The organism is Algibacter sp. L1A34 (assembly GCF_009796805.1).
Taxonomy (GTDB): Bacteria; Bacteroidota; Bacteroidia; order Flavobacteriales; family Flavobacteriaceae; genus Algibacter.
In genome coordinates this window covers 2,130,855-2,152,074 of sequence record NZ_CP047029.1, presented here as the reverse complement: position 1 = coordinate 2,152,074, position 21,220 = coordinate 2,130,855, and the positions used below count along the sequence as shown (strand labels likewise).

18 protein-coding genes are annotated in these 21,220 nt (G+C 30.5%); 7 read left to right on the top strand and 11 right to left on the bottom strand.

What is annotated here, in order from left to right; genetic code table 11:
* The first annotated feature begins 2 nt into the window (after positions 1–2).
* Positions 3–1,250 carry an exo-beta-N-acetylmuramidase NamZ domain-containing protein gene (locus tag GQR97_RS09260; RefSeq protein ID WP_158847694.1) on the top strand — a complete coding sequence of 416 codons (1,248 nt, stop codon included), beginning with the start codon at positions 3–5 and terminating at the stop codon, positions 1,248–1,250.
* Between the two features lie 9 nt (positions 1,251–1,259).
* On the opposite strand, the gene GQR97_RS09255 is transcribed toward GQR97_RS09260, so the two are convergent.
* The 3 genes from GQR97_RS09255 to GQR97_RS09245 all read right to left on the bottom strand — a co-directional run bounded on the left by GQR97_RS09255 (position 1,260) and on the right by GQR97_RS09245 (position 3,516).
* Entirely contained in the window at positions 1,260–2,078 is an 819-nt protein-coding gene (locus GQR97_RS09255; protein ID WP_233267635.1) for a glycerophosphodiester phosphodiesterase family protein, read from the bottom strand.
* Positions 2,079–2,091: 13 nt separating this feature from the next.
* Positions 2,092–2,931, bottom strand: a complete 840-nt coding sequence (locus tag GQR97_RS09250; RefSeq protein WP_158847692.1) for a sterol desaturase family protein — start codon at positions 2,929–2,931, stop codon at positions 2,092–2,094.
* A gap of 90 nt (positions 2,932–3,021) precedes the next feature.
* Positions 3,022–3,516, bottom strand: a complete 495-nt coding sequence (locus GQR97_RS09245) for a YkgJ family cysteine cluster protein (protein WP_158847690.1) — start codon at positions 3,514–3,516, stop codon at positions 3,022–3,024.
* Between the two features lie 65 nt (positions 3,517–3,581).
* Here GQR97_RS09245 and GQR97_RS09240 point away from each other — a divergent pair, with 65 nt between their 5' ends.
* Positions 3,582–4,283 carry a class I SAM-dependent methyltransferase gene (locus GQR97_RS09240; protein WP_158847688.1) on the top strand — a complete coding sequence of 234 codons (702 nt, stop codon included), beginning with the start codon at positions 3,582–3,584 and terminating at the stop codon, positions 4,281–4,283.
* A 226-nt stretch (positions 4,284–4,509) separates the two neighbouring features.
* Here GQR97_RS09240 and GQR97_RS09235 read toward each other — a convergent pair whose 3' ends face one another.
* On the bottom strand, positions 4,510–6,246 hold the full coding sequence (locus tag GQR97_RS09235) for a TonB-dependent receptor (RefSeq protein ID WP_158847686.1): 1,737 nt from the start codon (positions 6,244–6,246) through the stop codon (positions 4,510–4,512).
* Between the two features lie 72 nt (positions 6,247–6,318).
* Positions 6,319–9,357: a tetratricopeptide repeat protein gene (locus tag GQR97_RS09230; RefSeq protein ID WP_158847684.1), complete on the bottom strand. Its 3,039-nt coding sequence runs from the start codon at positions 9,355–9,357 to the stop codon at positions 6,319–6,321.
* 234 nt (positions 9,358–9,591) lie between these two features.
* Between GQR97_RS09230 and GQR97_RS09225 the strand changes: the two genes are divergently transcribed.
* From GQR97_RS09225 to GQR97_RS09215, 3 genes are all read left to right on the top strand, one after another.
* Positions 9,592–10,275, top strand: a complete 684-nt coding sequence (locus GQR97_RS09225; RefSeq protein WP_158847682.1) for a cell division ATP-binding protein FtsE — start codon at positions 9,592–9,594, stop codon at positions 10,273–10,275.
* A gap of 154 nt (positions 10,276–10,429) precedes the next feature.
* The gene (locus GQR97_RS09220; protein ID WP_158847680.1) at positions 10,430–11,284 is read left to right on the top strand and encodes a glycosyltransferase; all 855 of its coding nucleotides are present in this window, start codon (positions 10,430–10,432) and stop codon (positions 11,282–11,284) included.
* Positions 11,281–12,180 carry a glycosyltransferase family 2 protein gene (locus GQR97_RS09215; RefSeq protein ID WP_158847678.1) on the top strand — a complete coding sequence of 300 codons (900 nt, stop codon included), beginning with the start codon at positions 11,281–11,283 and terminating at the stop codon, positions 12,178–12,180. Before GQR97_RS09220 ends, GQR97_RS09215 begins: the two co-directional genes overlap by 4 nt.
* Here the strand turns inward: GQR97_RS09215 and GQR97_RS09210 are convergent.
* The 6 genes from GQR97_RS09210 to typA form a co-directional block, all read right to left on the bottom strand.
* A complete protein-coding gene (locus tag GQR97_RS09210; RefSeq protein WP_158847676.1) occupies positions 12,166–13,239 on the bottom strand; it encodes a glycosyltransferase in 1,074 nt (357 codons plus the stop codon). The two genes, GQR97_RS09215 and GQR97_RS09210, sit on opposite strands and share 15 nt — an antisense overlap.
* Positions 13,232–14,785 carry a phosphoethanolamine transferase gene (locus GQR97_RS09205; protein WP_158847674.1) on the bottom strand — a complete coding sequence of 518 codons (1,554 nt, stop codon included), beginning with the start codon at positions 14,783–14,785 and terminating at the stop codon, positions 13,232–13,234. Before GQR97_RS09205 ends, GQR97_RS09210 begins: the two co-directional genes overlap by 8 nt.
* Positions 14,782–16,044 carry an O-antigen translocase gene (locus GQR97_RS09200; protein ID WP_158847672.1) on the bottom strand — a complete coding sequence of 421 codons (1,263 nt, stop codon included), beginning with the start codon at positions 16,042–16,044 and terminating at the stop codon, positions 14,782–14,784. Before GQR97_RS09200 ends, GQR97_RS09205 begins: the two co-directional genes overlap by 4 nt.
* A gap of 30 nt (positions 16,045–16,074) precedes the next feature.
* A complete protein-coding gene (locus GQR97_RS09195) occupies positions 16,075–16,326 on the bottom strand; it encodes a hypothetical protein (RefSeq protein ID WP_158847670.1) in 252 nt (83 codons plus the stop codon).
* A gap of 11 nt (positions 16,327–16,337) precedes the next feature.
* A complete protein-coding gene (locus tag GQR97_RS09190; RefSeq protein ID WP_158847668.1) occupies positions 16,338–17,654 on the bottom strand; it encodes an O-antigen translocase in 1,317 nt (438 codons plus the stop codon).
* A gap of 399 nt (positions 17,655–18,053) precedes the next feature.
* Positions 18,054–19,853: a translational GTPase TypA gene (gene typA, locus GQR97_RS09185; RefSeq protein WP_158847666.1), complete on the bottom strand. Its 1,800-nt coding sequence runs from the start codon at positions 19,851–19,853 to the stop codon at positions 18,054–18,056.
* Between the two features lie 155 nt (positions 19,854–20,008).
* On the opposite strand from typA, the gene GQR97_RS09180 reads away from it, so the two are divergent.
* Positions 20,009–20,368 carry a hypothetical protein gene (locus GQR97_RS09180; RefSeq protein WP_158847664.1) on the top strand — a complete coding sequence of 120 codons (360 nt, stop codon included), beginning with the start codon at positions 20,009–20,011 and terminating at the stop codon, positions 20,366–20,368.
* Between the two features lie 32 nt (positions 20,369–20,400).
* Positions 20,401–21,219 (top strand): 3-deoxy-8-phosphooctulonate synthase, encoded by an 819-nt coding sequence (kdsA, locus tag GQR97_RS09175; RefSeq protein WP_158847662.1) that lies wholly within the window; start codon positions 20,401–20,403, stop codon positions 21,217–21,219.
* Position 21,220: the final 1 nt, after the last annotated feature.

Here is a 21,220-nt window from a genome sequence, read left to right as displayed (position 1 = left end):
TTATGCGATTAAATGTTTTCAAAAATACTGTTTTATTATTTGTTTTAGTAATGATTTCTTGTGCGAATGTCACGAAATCTAAGTCTGAAAACTTAACTGTTTTAGATGATGATGTTCAGAAACAAGTTAAGGAAGATAAAAGCATCGTTGTTGGTGCCAACCAAACGGAACTTTATTTACCAATACTTAAAGGAAAACGTATTGGTATTGTTGCCAACCAAACAAGTGTGATTTTTAAGACTAAAGAGGGGAATACCAACACTCATTTAGTGGATTCTCTGTTAGCTTTAAACATTAATATTAAATCGGTTTTTGCACCCGAACATGGTTTTAGAGGCACTGCAGATGCTGGAGAAGTAATTAAAGACGGCCTAGATATTAAAACAAATTTACCTATTGTTTCCCTTTACGGAAAAAACAAAAAACCATCTATAGAACAATTGAAAGGTTTAGATTTAGTTGTTTTCGATATTCAAGATGTTGGTGCTCGTTTTTACACTTATATTTCGAGTTTACATTATGTTATGGAAGCTTGCGCCGAACAATATATTCCTGTTTTAATTTTAGATAGACCTAACCCTAACGGACATTATTTTGATGGGCCTATTTTGGAAGCTGCGCATAAAAGCTTTGTGGGTATGCACCCAATACCAACAGTTCATGGTATGACGATTGGTGAATATGCTAAAATGATTAATGGTGAAAAGTGGTTAAAAAACGGGATTCAATGTGAATTACAGGTGATTCCTGTAAAAAACTACCATCATAATTTAGAATATAGTTTACCTATAAAACCGAGTCCGAATTTACCAAACGATAAATCGATAAACCTTTATCCAAGTTTATGCTTCTTTGAAGGCACAAACGTGAGCGCTGGGAGAGGAACGGAAACACAATTTCAGATTTTTGGAAGCCCGTTTTTAAATACTGAAACGTTTACTTTTCAATTTAAACCAAAGCCTAACCATGGAGCGAAACATCCCAAATATGAAAATAAATTATGCAATGGTGAAGATTTAACGCAAACTAAAAACTTGAATGCTCTTAACTTAAATTGGTTGATAAAGGCTTATAACAATACTGAAAATAAAGCAAATTTCTTTAATTCATTTTTCACAAAACTAGCAGGAACAGTGAAATTAAAGCAGCAAATTGAAGCAGGTTTGAATACTTCTGAAATTAAAGCAACTTGGGCTGATGGATTGGAAGCATTCGGTAAAACGCGTGCTAAATATTTAATTTACGAGTAAGAGAACAAACTATTCGTTTAGAGTTTTGATGAGTATATCAGGATAATCTGTAATAATGCCATCTATTTTATAACTTATCATTTTACGCATATCCACTACGGTATTTAACGTCCATGGAATAACTTTATAGTTTTCGGCATGCAGGTTTCTTACTACTTCTTCATCTAGTAATTTATAATACGGACTTATTATTTCTGGCAAATAACTCATTTGATTAAGTTTTTCCAAAATAATTTCATCTTCCTCAACTAAAAGAGCAACTATCATTTTAGGCGATTGGATTTTTATTTCTTCCAAAATTTGTAAATCGAAGCTTTGCAAATTTGTTTCATTAAAAGAGTTGTTTTCACTTATTACTTCTAAAACTAAAGCTACAAATTCTTTTGGTTTTGGAGTAAAAACATCATAATATCCAGGTTCCGATTTGATTTCAATGTTAAATTTTATTGCAGGATTTAATCTTTTGGCCTCCTTTATAACTTCATCTAAAGATGGTTTGTAAGTTTTAATTTTTTGTTGTTTTGGAAATCTAGGATATGGTTTTGTACCACAATCAAATTGTTTAATCTCTTCGAACGTCATTCCATATAAATTATACTTCTCAGCATCTTCTTTCGGGATATCGTTTCCTTTAGGATCTAGACAAATTTCTGAGTTCATATAAGGTTCATGAGTAACCACAACAACTTTATCTTTAGAAATTGCAACATCTAACTCTAATGTGTCTACGCCCAAATCAATAGCCTTTGCAAAGGCTTGCAAACTATTTTCTGGTAATAATCCGCGGCAACCACGATGCCCTTGTATATCAATTTTTAAATGTTTCAAAATAAGAAAATTATTAATCCTTGTCGGAAATTATCGTTGGTCTCTCGTATTTCTTAAAAGGTTGTTTTAAGAGTTCTTTTATGTTCCCGTTAGCTTTTTCATCTGGAAAAACATCAACGCCATAAATTAATTTTTCGCGATCAAAATCCATATAAGTCCCTAATAATCTATCCCAAACCGAAAAAATATTTCCGTAGTTTGAATCCGTATAAGGCAACATATAATGATGATGAACTTTATGCATATCTGGAGACACTAAAACATAACTCATTATTTTATCTACACTTTTAGGAAGTTTAATATTGGCATGTGTAAATTGCGTTGCAACTAAGGACATCGATTGATATAACATAACAATCCCAATAGGAGCACCAATAACAAAAACGCCAAGTAATGTGAATATAAACCGAATTACACTTTCTAAAGGATGGTGGCGGTTTGCTGTTGTGGTATCGACTTTATGATCGGAATGATGAACCAAATGCACCATCCATAACATTGGTACTTTATGTTCTACAAAATGCACTAAATACGCTCCAAAAAAGTCCATTAAAAATACACCAAGAATAATATACATCCAAAGTGGCATTTCTGGTAACCAATTTAAAATCCCGAAGTTATTTACCATAACCCAATCGGCAGAATTTAGAAGTAAAAAGGCTAGTGCAAAATTAATAATTACAGTGGTTAGTGTAAAAAATATATTAGGTCCAGAATGTTGCCATTTTTTATAATTGAATTTAAATAAAGGCACTGCACCTTCTAAAATCCAGAAAAAGGCTAAACCTCCTACTAAAATTATACTGCGGTGTAATGATGGTATGGTTTCGAAATAGTTTAGTAAAGTTTGCAATTTAGGGAGTGGTTTTTTGTTTTAAAGATAGTAAAAAAGTTATTATTCTGAGATTTACATAAAATATAGAATAACCTTTACCTGTAAAATTTAAACCTTAATCCGCTTTTTCATTTCTTCTACTATATTAAATGCCGCTGGACAAATAGCCACATTTTTTATGGTTAAATTCGATATTTGCTGAAACTTATTTCTATCGGTGTGTGGAAATTCCCGACAGGCTTTTGGCCGAACGTCATAAATAGAGCAATAATTATCGGCGCCCAAAAAGGTACATGGCACGCTTTGTAAAACATAATCATTTTCATCATCAACACGTAAAAACTGCGAGATAAATTGTTGCGTTTTCATCCGAAAATGTTTTGCAATTCGATCTACATCTTTATCTGTAAATAACGGCCCAGTAGTTTTACAACAATTAGCACACTCCAAACAATCTGTACGTTTAAACTCTTGTTCATGCAAATCTTGCATAACATAATCTAAATTTTTTGGTGGCTTCTTTTTTAGCTTTGCGAAGAATTTTTTATTCTCGTTATGCTTATCTTTGGCCTGTTTTGGAAGATGTTTTAAAATGTCTTGCATACCGCAAAAATAACAATTTTAATTGATGCCTTTTTCACTTTCGTGGAAATGAAAACAGCTTTTTTATGAAAGACCTTTTCGGACAAGCCCTATTAGATTACCAAAACGGACATTATACCGAAGATATTATAACATCTACAAGTATTTCTGATGATGATGTTTTGCCTCTCCCCTATTTATTTCGTGAATTTAAAGAGATGCCTAAACTTGAACAAAAGGCATTAAAATTAGCTCAAGGTTCTGTTTTGGATGTGGGTTGTGGTACAGGAAATCACACATTGTTTTTGCAAGAAAAAGATATTAAAGTTAAAGCTATTGATATATCTAAAGGAGCAATTGAAGTTGCTAAGCTTCGCGGTGTTTTACATGCTGAAACCAAAAATATTTTAGATGAAACTAAAACTTTTGATACAGTTTTACTTTTAATGAATGGTACTGGGATTTTTCAGGAATTATCGCAGGTTTCAAAATATTTAACACATTTAAAATCCTTATTGAATACTAGTGGACAAATTTTAATCGATTCCTCGGATATTAAATACATGTACAAAGATGAAGATGGCGGTTATTGGATGGATACCAATTCTAATTATTATGGTGAACTAGACTATTTTTTATCTTATAAAGGTGAAAAAGAAACGGCGATGAAATGGTTATATCTCGATTTTGATACTTTAAAACTAGCTTGTGAAACTGTTGGCTTAAACTGCGATTTGGTTTTAGATGGTGAGCATTTTGATTATTTAGCACGATTGACATCTATTTAATTTCATTTTAAACCTTACTGGTCTAAAAAACTACGTAAACACTCCTAATTAATTAACAGCCTTAGCAGATTTGCCTATGTTAGGAATTGAACGGCATGTTTGAAATAAAAATGACCAAATAAAACCCATCCCTTTTCCCGATAACACCCAAAAACACAAAACCCTAAAACAAGTTCAGGGTGATGGTTATTAAAATTTCCTTCCTTGCTCGAAAGCAAAAAGGTGTTTATTGAAAATCAAATTTAAAGGTCGCTCCTACTAAAAACTGAATACCTTGTACTGGTGTATTTTGCCAACGTTGATAACTATTGTTAGCAATATTATTAGCTTTTGCAAACACCGAAATCTGTTCGTTTATATGATACCCGGCGTGTGCGTTAGCATCGAAATAACTATCTAAAGTTACCGGCGTAGATGTTGTTGGTATAAAAGTCCCTTCTAGTTCTAAAAGATCTTTACGTTCGCCAGTGTAAAATAAATTAGCACCTGCAAACCAGTTTTCGTTTATTTGATAATCTAAAAACAGAGAGCCTTTTACATCTGGTAAATTCCAAGCTTCGGCTTCGTTATCACTATCGTAACTGAAATATTCAGCTTTTACTCCTAAATTAAAATTACGATTGATATCCACATTTATTTCTCCAGAAACTCCAAAAGTGGTTATATTATCGTAAACAATTCCGAATGAGTTTCCGTAGTCGTATTGACGTTGATCGGAATAATTTCTAACAGCATTGGTGCGGAACAAGGCTTTGTTTTGATCTGAAGCATAACTTCCGCTAACATTATAACTCATAGTACTCGATAACTTCCCTTTTAAACCTACGTAAGCATTGTATTGCTGGTCGGTTGGAGCAATAGATAATGTTGGAGACACGAATGGATTTTCGGTTGCAAAATCGTAATAAGAATTTTGAATTAAATCACCTTGTAAACCTCCATAAGCAATAACAACATCACTAACCAAACGGTAGGTTGCTGTTACATTTGGATAGATATAAAATTTATTTTCACCACTATTACTATCGTTTAAGTAGTAAGCTGAAACGCCTAAATTTAAAGTTAAATCGTCACGAATTAATTGATAACTCGGCATAAGACCTACTTGAAAATTACCGTATTCGACATCCGTTATATTATTAAAATCCTGATCGGATGTACCACCTAAATAATCAATTTTCACGCTGGTTGAAATCTCTTCGCCATTAACTGGCACATCTACTTTTGCTTTTGCAATGAATCTATTTTCACCCGAACCTTGGTTATCTCCAAAACGTCTAAAAAATACACTTCCAGAATTTATATAGGTATCTTCGAAACTGATATCGCCTCCAAAATGAGCACTGTAAAAGGTATGATCTACGTCTATATTATTGGTTTGTGCAGCTAGAACTTCTCCATCTGGAACACCATACCAATTATATTTTTGGTATTGAAAACCGCCATCTACATTCCATGCCATATCTCGCATACGACTAGCATAATTGACATTTATTTTTGAGTCTGAAAACCCATTATCAAATTCAATGCCGTCGATATCTCCAGCAGATGAATGATGACTTACATAACCACCAACACTTTCATTACGGCTAATGGCATGATTTAAATATACCTCGCCCAAAATAGTGGTATAGGTACCAACACCAAGCGTAGCGTAGTTATCGAATAATTTTACGGGTTTTGCTTTTTCTACAACTGCCGCTTTTCCTTTAGATGGCGTAAAAGTCGAAGCTACAGGAAACGAAAATATATTGTATTTAATATCTTTTTTAGTTTCGGTAGTTGCATCATCTAAAGTTGGTGTTTCTTTTACTTTAAAAGCATCGGAAATTGATGGCGCGTAGGGTTTAACAACATCGATAACACCAGTATTTATAGTATCATTCTGTTTGCTTTGTGCATACCCAAATGTTGCGACTAATGTAGTTGCAACAATTAATAGTTTATTGATGTGCTTGCGCATATATATAATTTTTATTTCTTAATTAAATTCTAAAATTTCAACTTTTATATTTTGAAAATAATTTTTATTAAATTAATCTTCAGGTAAAATAGATGAGTTTGTTTTAGCTTCCTCTTTCCTAATTTTACTTAATTCAGTTTTAGCTTCTGCAACAACATCATCAAATTCCTTAAAGTTTTTAATAACACTTTCTAAAATATATGTAGCTTGAAAAGCATCCTTTAAAGCATAGAAATTTTTAGCCATAAGCACTAAACCTTTCGCACTATAATATTTATACCCAGAAAAATCTTTAGCTAGTTTTTGAACAGAAACATTTGACGCTTCATACTTCCCTTCCTTATTTTTGAAGTATGCATTATAATACAAAGCTTCAGCAGCAGTTTCTCCAGTAGCAACTTTTTCTACTTGTGTATATGCTGTTTTTGCTAAATCTTCATTGTTTGTTTTAATAGCTGAACGTGCGATTATAACTTGAGCATCCGCTTTAATTTTATTATCAATTTTAGAGTTTTTCAACACTTTTTCGGCATAAGCAACCGCTTCATTATAATTATCTAATTCGTAATTAGCTTTCATTAAATTAGACTGTGCAAAAATTACGTTTTGCGGAAAGTTGGCTTCATTTTCTAATCTCGATAAAATCGGCATGGCTTGGTTCCAGTTTTTTGAGCTTAAATAAAACTGAGATAACCTTGATAACGCTTCTTCTGTATATTCACTTCGCGATGCCTCAACAACATATTTATAATGTGGTGCAGCATTCTCTAATAAATCTTTTTTAACATAAAGTTGCGCTACATAGAAATGCGATTGCAAAGCATGTAATCCGCGTGGAAACTCATTTAAATATTTATTGAATTGCGTAATTGCACGATCTGTATTATTATCTAAATATTGCTTTTCAGCAGCTTCGTAAGTCGCGTTATCTAAATCTGCATCGGTAACTTCAACATAATCTAGTTGTTTAACCCAAACCGCATATTCGTTTACACGACCTAAATCAATATAAATTAATCTGGCCGTTGCAACTGCTTGAACAGCTTCTGGCGAACCAGCATAATCCTTTGCTACTTTTTTAAATTTCACCAATGCTTGCTCGTTCTGGCTAGCATTATAATACACCAAACCTTGACGCAACAAACTTTTTGGTACAAACGAACTCATTCTATACTCGCTTGCTAAACGATCGTAAACTTGCATAGCTTTATCCGTTTCATTCGCTTTTACATACGAATTCCCCAATTCGAACATAGCATCATCGCGAAGTTTAGAATTTGGATATTGTGAAATAAAACTTCCTAATTCACTTATTTTTTTTGAAGTATTCCCCGCATAACCTATACTGATGGCTTTTTGAAAGAATGCGTAATCGGATTCTATTTCATTTAATTTAATAGCATTTTCGTAAGCATCTATAGCGCTGCTGTACTCACTAGATACAAAATGAACATCTCCCAAGCGTAAATAAGCATCATTCAACCTTACTTTATCATCCTTTTTATTAGAAATGAATTGGTTAAAGTAATTTGTAGCTTGAGAATAATTTTTAAGCTTAAAATAAGTATAAGCCAAATTATAATCTAGATTTTCAAATTCTGGTGTAGATGAAGCCTCTATTTGGTGCTGAAATTGTTTAAAGCCAATTAAAGCATCGTCATAATTTGTTAAATTATAATCGGTTTCGGCTTTCCAAAAGGTTGCTCTAGCTGTAAATCTTTGATCTTGTTGTTCTTTTAACGAACCATCGAAAAGAGCAGCTGCTTCTTTAAATTTATTTTCGTTATACAATTCTAACCCTCTATAAAAAGCTACTTTTTGATATGCTACCTTATTTTCGAAACTACGCTTACCTTCTAATAATTTAAGTGCTTCTTTATAATTTTTTGAAGTAATATAAGAATCAATTAAAAGCGTTTCTACTTCTTCTTTATAACTTGTATTTGGATATTTCTCTAAATAACTAGATAATACTTGTGGAGCAGACTGGTATGAGTTTCCAATTTCGTAACTAATTTTCGCGTAATTTAACCAAGCATCTTCCTGAATTTTTAAATCGAAATCCATTTCCGAAGCATTCTTAAAAGCATTTAAAGCTTCTTGCTTTTTATCTAAACTAATATAACTTTCTCCTAAATGATAATAAGCATTTTGAGCAATAGAATTTTTACCGCCAATAATTTTATTAAATTCTGAAACAGCTTTATCAAAATCGCCTTGTTTGTAATACGCATAACCCAACTGATAATAATCTGTATTACTCCATTTACCTACACGATCTTTTTTTCCCTTCTTTCCTTTGTACTCCTTTAAGTAAGGAATAGCTTCCGCATATTTTTCAAGGTTGAAATAACTTTCTCCTATAATTTTAGAAAGCTCGGAAACTTCATCTGTATCACTTTTACTCAATTGAGTTTTGGCTAATTTGATGGCTTCTTCAAATTTCCCTAATTTAAAATGCAAATCGGCCTGATAATAAGAAAGCTTTTCTTTGTAACGCTCTTGGTCGTTTACTTGCTCGAAATACTCGTTTGCTTTATCATAATCATCGCCTTCATAAGCCATAAAACCAATGTAATATTTAGCTTGTGATCCGTACTCTTTAGAGTTTTCAACTTTAGTTAAATACTTTTTTGCATCTTTAAATTGCTTAGTAGTAAAAGCAGTATAACCATTATTGAAATAAAATTTTTCTTTTTCAGGTTTACCTAAAGCATTAATATCTACTTTTTGATACCATTTTTGGGCATAAGAGTATTTTCCATTAGCGAAATAATAATCGGCTACATCTACAAAAGCGGTATTCCTTTTGGTACTTGTTGGATAATCTTCAACAAAGTTCTCGATAAGCTGATCGGCGTTTTGCTGATTTAATCTTACCGCACAATTGGCGATATAATAGGCACAATCGGACTGTAAGACATCTTCTTTAGCCGTTTTCTCGACGTTACTAAATAATGATTTAGCCGCAAGATATTGCTGATTATTATAAAGTGATAATGCTTTTTGATACTCCACCAAGTTACTGGTATAAACAGCCGATTTTTGTGCCATAACTTGACAACTAAAACCAATGGCAACCAACAGGGAAAAAATATTATTTTTAATCATTAACAATTCTTTTTTTAATTTAAAATCAAAGATAATTGAATATTAAATCTATAACGAAATAATCGTGCCATAATTATAAATAGTGGTGTTAAAAATTTAAAAAATCTGTGTACAATCTGTCTCAAAATTAAAATTAAAGTTGAACCCATAAAACGTGTCACAAAATTTTCTTGCTTAACTTTCAACTTTTCAGTTTTTAATAATACATTTACAGCACTTTAAAAATCTGTTTTTATGTCGAATGCCATTTTAGAATTAAAAAACGCTTCTATTTTTCAAGGTGAAAGTTTAGTGCTTTCTGATGTTAATGTTAAAATAAACAAAGGGGAATTCGTGTATTTAATTGGTAAAACAGGTACCGGAAAAAGTAGTTTTATGAAAACGCTTTACGGCGATTTACCTTTAACTAAAGGAGAAGGGCATATTGTAGATTTCAATTTAAAAACTTTAAAAGAAAAGGAAATTCCGTTTTTACGTCGAAAATTAGGTGTAGTTTTTCAGGATTTCAAATTACTGCCAGATAGAACAATAAACGATAATCTATTATTTGTTCTAAAAGCAACAGGTTGGAAAGTTAAAGTTGAAATGAATACCCGCGTTGATGAAGTTTTAAACAAAGTTGATATGAAAACTAAAGGGTTTAAATATCCGCACGAACTCTCTGGAGGAGAACAGCAGCGCGTTGCTATTGCCCGTGCTTTACTTAATAATCCTGAGCTTATTCTTGCTGATGAACCTACAGGAAATTTAGATCCGCAAACTAGTGTTGAAGTTATGGAAGTACTTCAAGACATTAATAAAAACGGCAACACTATTTTAATGGCAACGCACGATTATGCTTTACTTTTAAAATACCCAAGTAAGACGTTGAAATGTGATGAGAATGCGGTTTATGAGGTGGTGCAGAGGAAAGGATAGTATGTATAATTCCATTAAAAACAGCCTTAAAACGATAATTCCAAAACAATTCCTCTATACGAATGAGTTATATAGGGGTTTAAAGTGATAGAAAATTCCAACTACTTATATCATGGTTCTAAATCGCTAGAACCATACTAATTGTTCAAAAATAATGCTTTCAATTTTAATACCTACATACAATTACGACATAACTCCCTTAGTTAAAGAACTAAGCAAGCAATGTATAATGTGTAATGTTAAATTTGAAATATTAGTTTTTGATGATGGTTCTAAATCAAAATTAAATTCCACAAACCAAAATATAAACGCCATTGATCACTGTACATTTAAAGAATTGCCTATCAATATTGGTCGGAGTGCTACAAGAAATCTATTAGCAAACGAATCAAAATATAATACGTTGCTTTTTATTGATGCTGGAACCTTTCCAAAACATTCTGATTTTATTAAAAAATATTTATCTATTAACGACAAGGTTGTTTTAAGTGGAGGTATGACCCACCTTAAATTACCCCCAAATAAACCATATAAACTAAGATGGTTATTTACTAAAACCCGCGAATATAAAGTCCTGTGTTCTTCAAATTTCATGATAAAAAAAATTGTTTTTTCATCAAATTCATTTGATGAAACATTAAAAGAATATGGATACGAAGATGTCCTGTTCTTTCAAAACTTAAGCAAAAAAAACATAGACACCTTTTTTTTCAACAATCCTGTTATTCATGGAGCAGACGATGATGCTAATACATTTATAAAAAAAACAGAATTCGCTATTAAAAATTTAATCAATCTTCTAGATGATGCTAAAATTGATAAAAACGATCAAAAAATTTATCGCGTTTTCAGTATATTAAAAAAACTAAAATTGGTTTCTTTTACGAATAAATTGCACAACTTGTTAAAACCTCTTTTTTTAAAAAACTTCAATTCTTCTTATGCGTCTATTTTACTTTTCGACCTTTATAAAATTGGTTATTTTTGTTATTTAAAACAGAATAAATGATACCATTCTTTTCCGTTGTAATTCCGCTATATAATAAAGAAAAGTTTATTGATGCAACACTAAAAACTGTATTAGACCAATCATTTAGCGATTTTGAAATTATCATTATAAATGATGGCTCTACCGATAACAGTTTAAATATAGTTGAACAGATTAAAGATAAAAGAATTAGATTATACTCTAATGAAAATATAGGGCTACCTTCTACAAGAAATTATGGTATACATAAAGCAAAATCCGATTTCATGGCCTTTCTTGATGCCGATGATTTATGGAGGGAAGACTATCTAGAAACAATTCATAAATTGATTTTAACTTATAAAGACTTTAGTGCTTTTGCCACGGGCTATAAAACTCTAACTCCAAAATCGACTGCTGATTTGAGTGTTACTAAATTTTCATTAAATCATATAAAACATATCTGCAATTATTTAGACATGTTAAATTCAAATATCTCACCTAGCTCTTTAGTAGTAAACAAAAAAGTTTTTAAAGAAATTGGATATTTCGATGAAAGCGTTAATTATGGTGAAGATGAAGATTTTTACATTAGGCTTTTAAAAAAATATGATTTTGTGATATATGAATCTCCCAAAATATATTACAGAATACTTTTTGAAAACCAAATGACAAGCCCAAACGCAAATTTTAAAAAAGTTATACCAGATTTTAACAAGTATCTGAATAATGAAAATTGTGAAGATTTAAAACCCTATTTAGATTTTATTCATTTCAAGCTTGTAGTTTTATTCAAAATGGAAAAAAACAATAAGCTTGTAACCCTTTATAAAGAAAAAATAGATCCTGCTAATTTATCTAATATTCAAAGTATTAAATATCATTTACCGATTCCTATATTTTATTTATTAAAAAAAATCTATTTAAAAACCTTCTAATAATTGAGTCCATTGATTTATAATTTTTTCTTCAGAAAAAGGGTTTTTCCAACCAATAGCACCTACTTTTAATTTAGAATACAAATCATCATCCAACAGTCTATTTATACTATTAGATAACTCTTTTTGATTTTGATCTTCAACCAATAGACCATTTACTTCGTGATTTATTATTTCTCTTGGGCCGCATTCACAATCAAAGGACACGACAGGAGTGCCTACAGCCAATGCTTCTATTAACACCAACCCAAAACCTTCATGTTTACTCGATAATACCAATGCCTTAGCTTTTTCAATAAAACTTAATACATTTTTATCAAAACCCATTATAACAACTTGTCCTTCTAACTTTAAATTAATAATTAGTTGTTTCAAATTATCATCTTCTGCACCTTTACCAAATATTAAAAGTTTAATATTATTTTGACTTAACTTAGAATTTTTATAGCAATTAATTAAAACATCAAATTGTTTAATTTTTTCTAACCTGCCTACTCCAATAATATAATTACCATAGATTTTGTTTTCTTTTAACTCTGGCAGTTTAGTTTGACTTTCAAGTGTATAGTTATAAATTAAAGTACTTTCTGTTTTTAATTGGTTTTTTAATTGGTTTTTAATTTCAAGGCTTACAGCTACAAATTTTCTATTTTTTACATGCTGAAATTTCATTAATGAAATCGCTAAATGTTTAGAAAAATAATAAGCCAATTCATAACTATGAATACAATAAACGATGTTGAAGTTTTTAAACACATAGCTTGAAAGCAAAAATTCTTTAACAAATTTGTCACGCATTCTATGGTCTATAATAACATTAAAACTATGACGTTTAAAAAAGCTTTTCAACTTAAAAAATGCTTTTACTTTAGTTTCCTTTTCTTTAACTAAGCCAAAGTTATACAGTTTTCCTGCAAAATTATAACTGACATCATTAATCATAGTCAAAATATGCACATCATATCCCGCTTTACTTAAAGACAAGGACATATTGGCTACCATTTTTTCGGCACCACCTGAAGATAAGCTATCTGTAAGTAAACAAATTTTTTTATTCATTATTTTCTAAAAAATAGGTGTCGTAATTTATGCCATTTACAACATTTCTTTTTCGTTCTTTAAAAGACGTGCTGAAAATACTTTTACTAAAATCCATATCCATATGTTTTATACCAAATAAATGTCCGATACTCTCATAAGTATGGTCTGCCATAAATTTTCTGCCTGGTTTATATTCAAAATCTATAGGTAATTCGAAATCCTTTGAAGTCCAAATAATAAAAGGAATTTCAAACATTACTGGTTTTAAATTAGTTTCAGTTCTTCCTAAAAAATTTGTTCCGTTATCATATACATTTTCTCCGTGGTCCGATAGATAAATAAAGGCAGACTTAGCGTTTACTTTCTTCAAATCGCTTAAAATTGACCATACTACATAGTCATTATAAAATACTGCATTATCATATTGGTTAATCACATTTATTTTTTCAGATGTCTCAGAAACACTATTAAATTTATTATATGCCTTTGGGTATCTATTTTTATAGTTGAAGTGTGTTCCTATTAGATGTATAAAAACGACTTTTTTTCCTTTGGTGTTTAAAGTACGTTTTAACTCTGGCAATAATACTTCATCATAACTTGTGGTTTTAACTTCATCCCTATGATTTAAAAACTTAACATAACTTGAGAAAGAGGCTAACTCACTAACTTTATTATCATAAAACCCTATTGGTCTTTGATTTGATAACCAATAGGTTTTATATCCCGATTTATTAAAAACGTCTATTATATTAATCACACTTTTTTCCTTTCCACCATTAAAAGCTGAGGTTAAAACAAGCGGTAAGGCTTTTGTTGTTATCACATCTGTGGAAATAACATCGTTATATATATATAAACTATCTTTTATTGAACTTAAAAGTGGTGTTGTTTCTCTTTCATATCCATAAATTTGCATATGACCTCTAGCTGTAGATTCACCTAACACAATAACTAAAACTTCGTTATTGGAATTAATCATAATTTGATCCTTATCAACAACAGAATCAAACTTCATACTATTTTGATGTTCAAAATAACCGTATGTGCCTCTTACTACATTGTGATAAGCATTGCTCTCAATTAAACCAGTTAGTTTCAAAACAGCAATAATTACTATAACTCCAAATACACCTATAACGGAATGAAACCTGTTTTTTTTCTTAAAATCTATTTTTCTTATCACAAAAAATAAACCTATAAATGAAATAATAAAAATGACAATAGGAATATTAAAGTATGATGATGAGAACTCCTTTAATTCCGAAGGGTTAGATTCTATTAAAAGATACATATATGACGACGTAAAATTTGATGAAACCGCCATATAAGATGTGGTCTCTAAAACAAAATAAAAGACATATATAAAGCATAAAATATCTGTTAAATATTGTGGTTTCAATAACCTGTTATTAAATAACAATATTATTACTAAGAAAAAACACAAATCTTCTATTATATCTTCATGACTAAATAAATCCCATTCCATAAAGCATAATAAAAACATGTACTTACACAATAGTGGAAGGCTTAATATTAAAATACGTTTTAGGTTGTTTTTCATTGAGTTTCTAAATAGTTTTTGTTGTTAAAAAAGATGAACAGCGATACGGATACCAAATAACATATAGTACTAATAACATAGGCATAAAAAACACCTTGTAAATCAAAATAGCGTATAAAACACAAACTTAAAAGGTAAAAAGATATATATAATATCGCATCTGTTATAAAGTAAAACTTAACCATCTTTTTAGCATGAAATTGATAAGCCAATGAAAACGCAATAATTTTGGTAAAATCCGCGACTAACTGTAAATAAAAAAATTGTTCAATCGATTGAAAAGCATCCGTTAAAAAAATTTTTATCAATAAAGATCTAGAAAGTAGTATACACAAAAAACCAACACATGTTAAGGGAATTAAATACTTAAAATATGATTTCATTATGGAATAATACCCACTAATTGTTTTATTAATGGCTAACTGAGGCAAAAGATATAATGTAAATAGGGATGAAAAAAAAACCATATAAAACATAGATATTTTATTCATGGCTTCCCACAAACCAGCAGTATCTATTCCTAATTTTCCAATAATCTCATTTCTAATTAAAAGGTAAGAAATACTAATTAATAATGATGAATAAGAAGCCATTAAAATATAAATTGAAATAGACTTTATAAAAGTCATCGAAACATTTTTTATGTTTTTATAAACAGTAAAAAAAATAATTCTTATTTCTTTAAATAGAAAAGATAATAGAAAACTTATTGCAGGAATTATAACACTTGCCAGTAAAGCACCATGCAAATCGAAATAATATATTAATAAAAACGTAAGAAACGCATTTAAAACATTGGTTATAGAAATTATTTTTGCATATAAATTCAGTTTTTGCTTTCCATTAAGTATGTAAACAACTAAAAAATTTAACGAAGTTAGAGGTAACAAACAACCAAACAGCTTAAAAATTGATGCTAAAGAAGTATCTTTTAATATATATTCACTCAAAATATTAGCAAAAAAAAACAAGACAATACCAATCACAATTGCTATTGCTACACTAAATACAACAACTGAAGAAATTATGGTATTTAATAACTTATCATTCTTCTTATTTTCTGCTATATGCTTAATTACTCCACTTTCAAAACCACTTACGGATACACCTAAAATAGCTTGTATGACATTTTTCAAGTTACCAACAATTGCATAACCAGAAGGACCTAAGTATACCGCACTAACTTTTGATATAATAAATGAAGACAATAGTTTCCCTACAACTAAAATAGCATTGTATGAAAAATATTTTAGAAACATAGTATTAAAAATGTTTTAGGTTAATTGTTCTTAATCTCTATGAGTTTCTGCAACATATTTTATAACCCCATTTTTAACACCTAATGCTGATAAACTTTGCATAGACTGCATAAAGTTTGATAGGTTCCCGGATATCGCCATTCCAGATGGACCAATAAAAATAGCCATGAATTTTGAAACTATAAAACCAGAAATTAATCGTACTAAAACACTAATTGAGTTTATTGAAGCAACCGCTATTAGTTTATTCTCTTTAAAATTATTAAACAGTTGTTTTAGCATCTAAATAAAAATTACTCATTCTTTAAAGAGGTTTCATTAGCATCAATCCTAAATAAAGGCCCCCATAACAATAAAGAGATAATACCAAAATACATAAGATAACTTACAAAATGTGCAAATACCGCACCTTTTACACCATCAAATATATCTATAAAATAAACACTTGTAATATATAACATTACAACAAGAAATAACTCGGTTAAGATATAATGCCAAAACATCTTTTTTGCTAAAAAGTGATAGGCTATCATTACCGCAAGAATCCGAATAAAATCACCAAGTAATTGCCATATAAACAAACCTTCTACAGGTTTAAACTCAGTAGTAAAAACAAGACTTACAATGGAGGACCTCAAAAAATAAACAACCATAAATCCAACAACCAAAATTGGAATTAATGTTTTGTAATAGATTAAAATTTCCTCTTTAAATTTATTTATATTATTAATTTTAGATAATCGAGATAAAATAGACATCCCAACTATAGAGGTTACAAACATTAAATAATATCTAGATATTCTATTCATGGCTTCCCATAAACCAGCTTCTTTATAACCTAAATTATCAATAATATAAGATCGGATACAAAGAGCTATAAGGGGTAAAAGAACAGCAGAAAGCAAAGCCATAATAGAAATTGGCCACATTTTTTTTAAAATATCATAACTTATATTTTTAACTTGAATAGAAGGAGCTAAACTTCTTCTATTAAAAATACCTACAAGCGTAATTAAAAATATTAAAGACTCGGAAATAACTACCGATATTAATGCACCATCAATTTTACTTTGATAAATTAAAACTAATGCAATAGAAACACTTAGAAGCTGGCCTATTATATTTATATGGCACATACTCTTATATTTTCCAAATCCACTCATTATAGAGAAGGAATACATGTTTACGGCATAAAAAGGCAATGCAATTGCGAAAATTTGAATAACATAGGCGTAATTATTGTATTTAGGAAAAATAAAACTATTTATAGTTTCTGCATTTAAATAGCAAAGCATAGATACTAAAATAGTAGTAAGAAACCCTACATAAAATACCGTTGAAAGTGTTTTGCTTAATAATTTAGCATCGTCTTTAAAACGACCCACGTATTTTACAACAGTTTTATAAGAGCCTAATAAGGCTATATTATGAAATGCACTAACAAAATTCTCTAAATTACCAATTAAAGCGAAGCCCACAGGACCAATAACCAAAGCTATAGCCTTAGATGTTAAAATACCCGCAAGAATTTTAACAACCACTAATACCGTTTTTAACGACGTTAATTTTACTAAAACATGCTTATTAATATAATCTATTAATTTCTTCAATTAATATGAGTTTTGTGGTGTTTATATTTCGAAGTATTAATGCTGAGATTATATAGAACTTAATTTATCCTTTTTTATTTCAAACATTACTGCAAAACACTTCAAATATACAAAATCATTTAATTCATCAAGTTAATTCAATAAGTGCTATAAACTATATTGTTTCTAACCTTTAATAAGTAGAGTGAATTAATACAAAAACTAGCCGCATTTATATAATATTGGCTTTAACATCGTAGAGAACATAATGCTAATGCCATAAAACACGAATAGTAAACACCTTTCGGTATTTACTATTCGTTATTTTTTTAAAAATTCCATTAAAAAAAGTATTACGCGACAGTCATAGCGACATACTCGAACCCAATTTGTAATTGAAATTCCTAATAATTTATATTACTATAAAGTTTTGTTTCTTTTACGATCTGCTTCATTTAACCAAATTTTACGTAAACGTAAGTGATGTGGTGTAACTTCAACATACTCATCTTTTTGAATATATTCTAAAGCTTCTTCTAAAGAAAATTTAATTGCTGGTACAATTTTCGCTTTATCATCTGCTCCAGACGAACGTACATTACTTTGCTTTTTAGCTTTAGTAATGTTAATATTCATATCATCCTGACGAGAGTTTTCACCAATTACTTGGCCTTCATAAATATTCTCACCTGGCTCTACGAAAAATTTACCACGATCTTGTAATTTATCAATAGAATAAGGAATTGCTGTTCCGTTTTCCATAGATACTAAAGATCCAGAAACACGACCAGGAATTGCTCCTTTTAATGGTTGGTATTCTTTAAAACGGTGTGCCATAATAGCCTCACCTGCAGTTGCTGTTAATAATTGATTACGTAAACCAATAATACCACGAGAAGGAATTAAGAATTCGCAAATCATACGATCTCCTTTAGCTTCCATGCTTAGCATTTCACCTTTACGTAATGTTACAAACTCTACAGCTCTACCAGAAACAGTTTCAGGAAGGTCAATAGTTAACTCTTCAATTGGCTCACATTTAACACCATCGATTTCTCTAATGATTACTTGTGGTTGTCCAATTTGAAGCTCATAACCTTCACGACGCATAGTTTCAATTAAAACCGATAAGTGTAGTACACCACGACCAAAAACCATGAATTTATCTGCACTACCTGTTTCACCAAGTTTAAGTGCTAAGTTTTTTTCTAATTCTTTTTCTAAACGATCTTTAATATGACGAGATGTTACATACTTTCCGTCTTTTCCGAAGAAAGGAGAATCGTTAATTGTAAACAACATACTCATTGTTGGCTCATCGATAGCGATAGATTTTAATCCTTCAGGATTTTCTATATCAGAAATAGTATCTCCAATTTCAAAACCTTCAACACCAACAATCGCACAAATATCACCAGTTTGAACACTTTCTACTTTTTTACGTCCTAGACCTTCAAAAATAAAAACTTCTTTAATTCTACTTTTAGTAACAGTTCCATCTCTTTTTACTAAAGCGATTTGTTGCCCCTCTACAATGTTTCCTCTTTGTACTCTACCAATTGCAATACGACCAGTAAATGAAGAGAAATCTAAAGATGTAATCAACATTTGACTAGTTCCTTCTGGAAAAACAGGAGTTGGAACATGCTCAACAATCATATCTAATAATGGCTCAATATTATCAGTTTCATTCTTCCAATCGTCGCTCATCCAGTTATTCTTAGCCGAACCGTAAACCGTTGGAAAATCCAATTGCCACTCTTCTGCACCAAGTTCAAACATTAAATCGAAAACTTTTTCATGTACTTCATCTGGAGTACAGTTTTCTTTATCAACTTTATTTATAACCACACATGGTTTTAAACCTAAATCAATAGCTTTTTGTAATACAAAACGAGTTTGAGGCATTGGGCCTTCAAAAGCATCAACTAACAAAACAACACCATCGGCCATGTTTAAAACACGCTCTACTTCACCTCCAAAATCGGCGTGACCTGGTGTATCTATAATGTTAATTTTTGTATCTTTATATACTACAGAAACGTTTTTAGAAGTAATGGTAATACCACGTTCTCTTTCTAAATCGTTATTATCTAGAATTAAATCTCCAGTATTTTCATTTTCACGAAATAAGTGACAGTGGTACATAATCTTATCTACCAATGTTGTTTTCCCGTGATCTACGTGCGCAATAATTGCGACATTTTTAATATTAGCCATAATGTGTGCCTTATTTTAAGCCTGCAAAGGTACATGTTATTTTCTTATATAGTTAAAAATTTGTTATAATTAAAATTAAAGATAATTCTAAAGGCTCTTATTCGTTATATTTATAAGAAATTCTCTCACAAAATACTCATTAAAAACAAATTGCTATGAATTTAATTAATAGAATTACAAAAAGCATCCCTTACCTATATTTTATCGCTATTGCAGCTTATTGGTTTACTACAATTAACCGTACCGAAGGTCTTACAGCGTATCCTATTTTATTATTTGCAATTCCTTTTTTATGGCAAATAATAAAACCGAATAAAAAATTAAATTTCACACTTGGTATTACCTTTGTTTGCCTATCATCATATTTAATTATAGCATATCTATCTAAAATTATCGATTTCAGCAGCTTAACCATCAATTCAAACAGTGTTATGGTAAGCGCCGGATTATTTGTGCTAACGAACTTTATTATGGCTATGTGGATTATAAAAAACAGCCTTAGAAGTAGTTTTTAATTTGATTATCTTTGTCGCCTAAATTCAAGTCGATGAATCTTCAAGATATTCCAAAAATAAAGCACGTCAGTTCAAATAATTTCTTTCTTCTTTGCGGCCCTTGTGCTATAGAAGGCGAAGATATGGCTATGCGTATTGCCGAAAAAGTAATTACTATTACTAATAAATTAGAAATTCCTTATATATTTAAAGGTAGTTTTAAGAAAGCAAACCGTAGCAGAATTGATAGTTTTACAGGCATTGGCGACGAAAAAGCTTTAGAAATATTAGCGAAAGTATCAGAAGCTTTCGATGTACCAACGGTAACCGATATTCATGAAATATCCGATGCTGCACTAGCCGCACAATATGTAGATGTTTTACAAATACCAGCCTTTTTAGTACGCCAAACCGATTTAGTTGTAGCTGCAGCAAAAACAGGTAAAGTAGTAAACCTTAAAAAAGGACAATTTATGAGTCCGGAGGCCATGAAACATGCTGTGCAAAAAGTAAAAGATGCCGGAAGCGATAAAGCTTGGATTACAGATCGCGGTACCATGTTTGGCTACCAAGACATGATTGTAGATTTCCGTGGTATTCCAACCATGAAACAATACGCACCCGTTGTACTCGATGTTACTCACTCACTGCAACAACCCAACCAAACTGCAGGTGTTACTGGCGGACGCCCAGATATGATTGAAACCATTGCCCGCGCAGGTATTGTTAATAATGTTGATGGCCTATTTATTGAAACGCATTTCGACCCTGCTAATGCAAAAAGCGATGGCGCTAATATGTTACACTTAGATAATTTAGAAAATCTTCTTAGTAATCTCGTTAAAATTAGAAAAACAGTACAATCTTTATAAA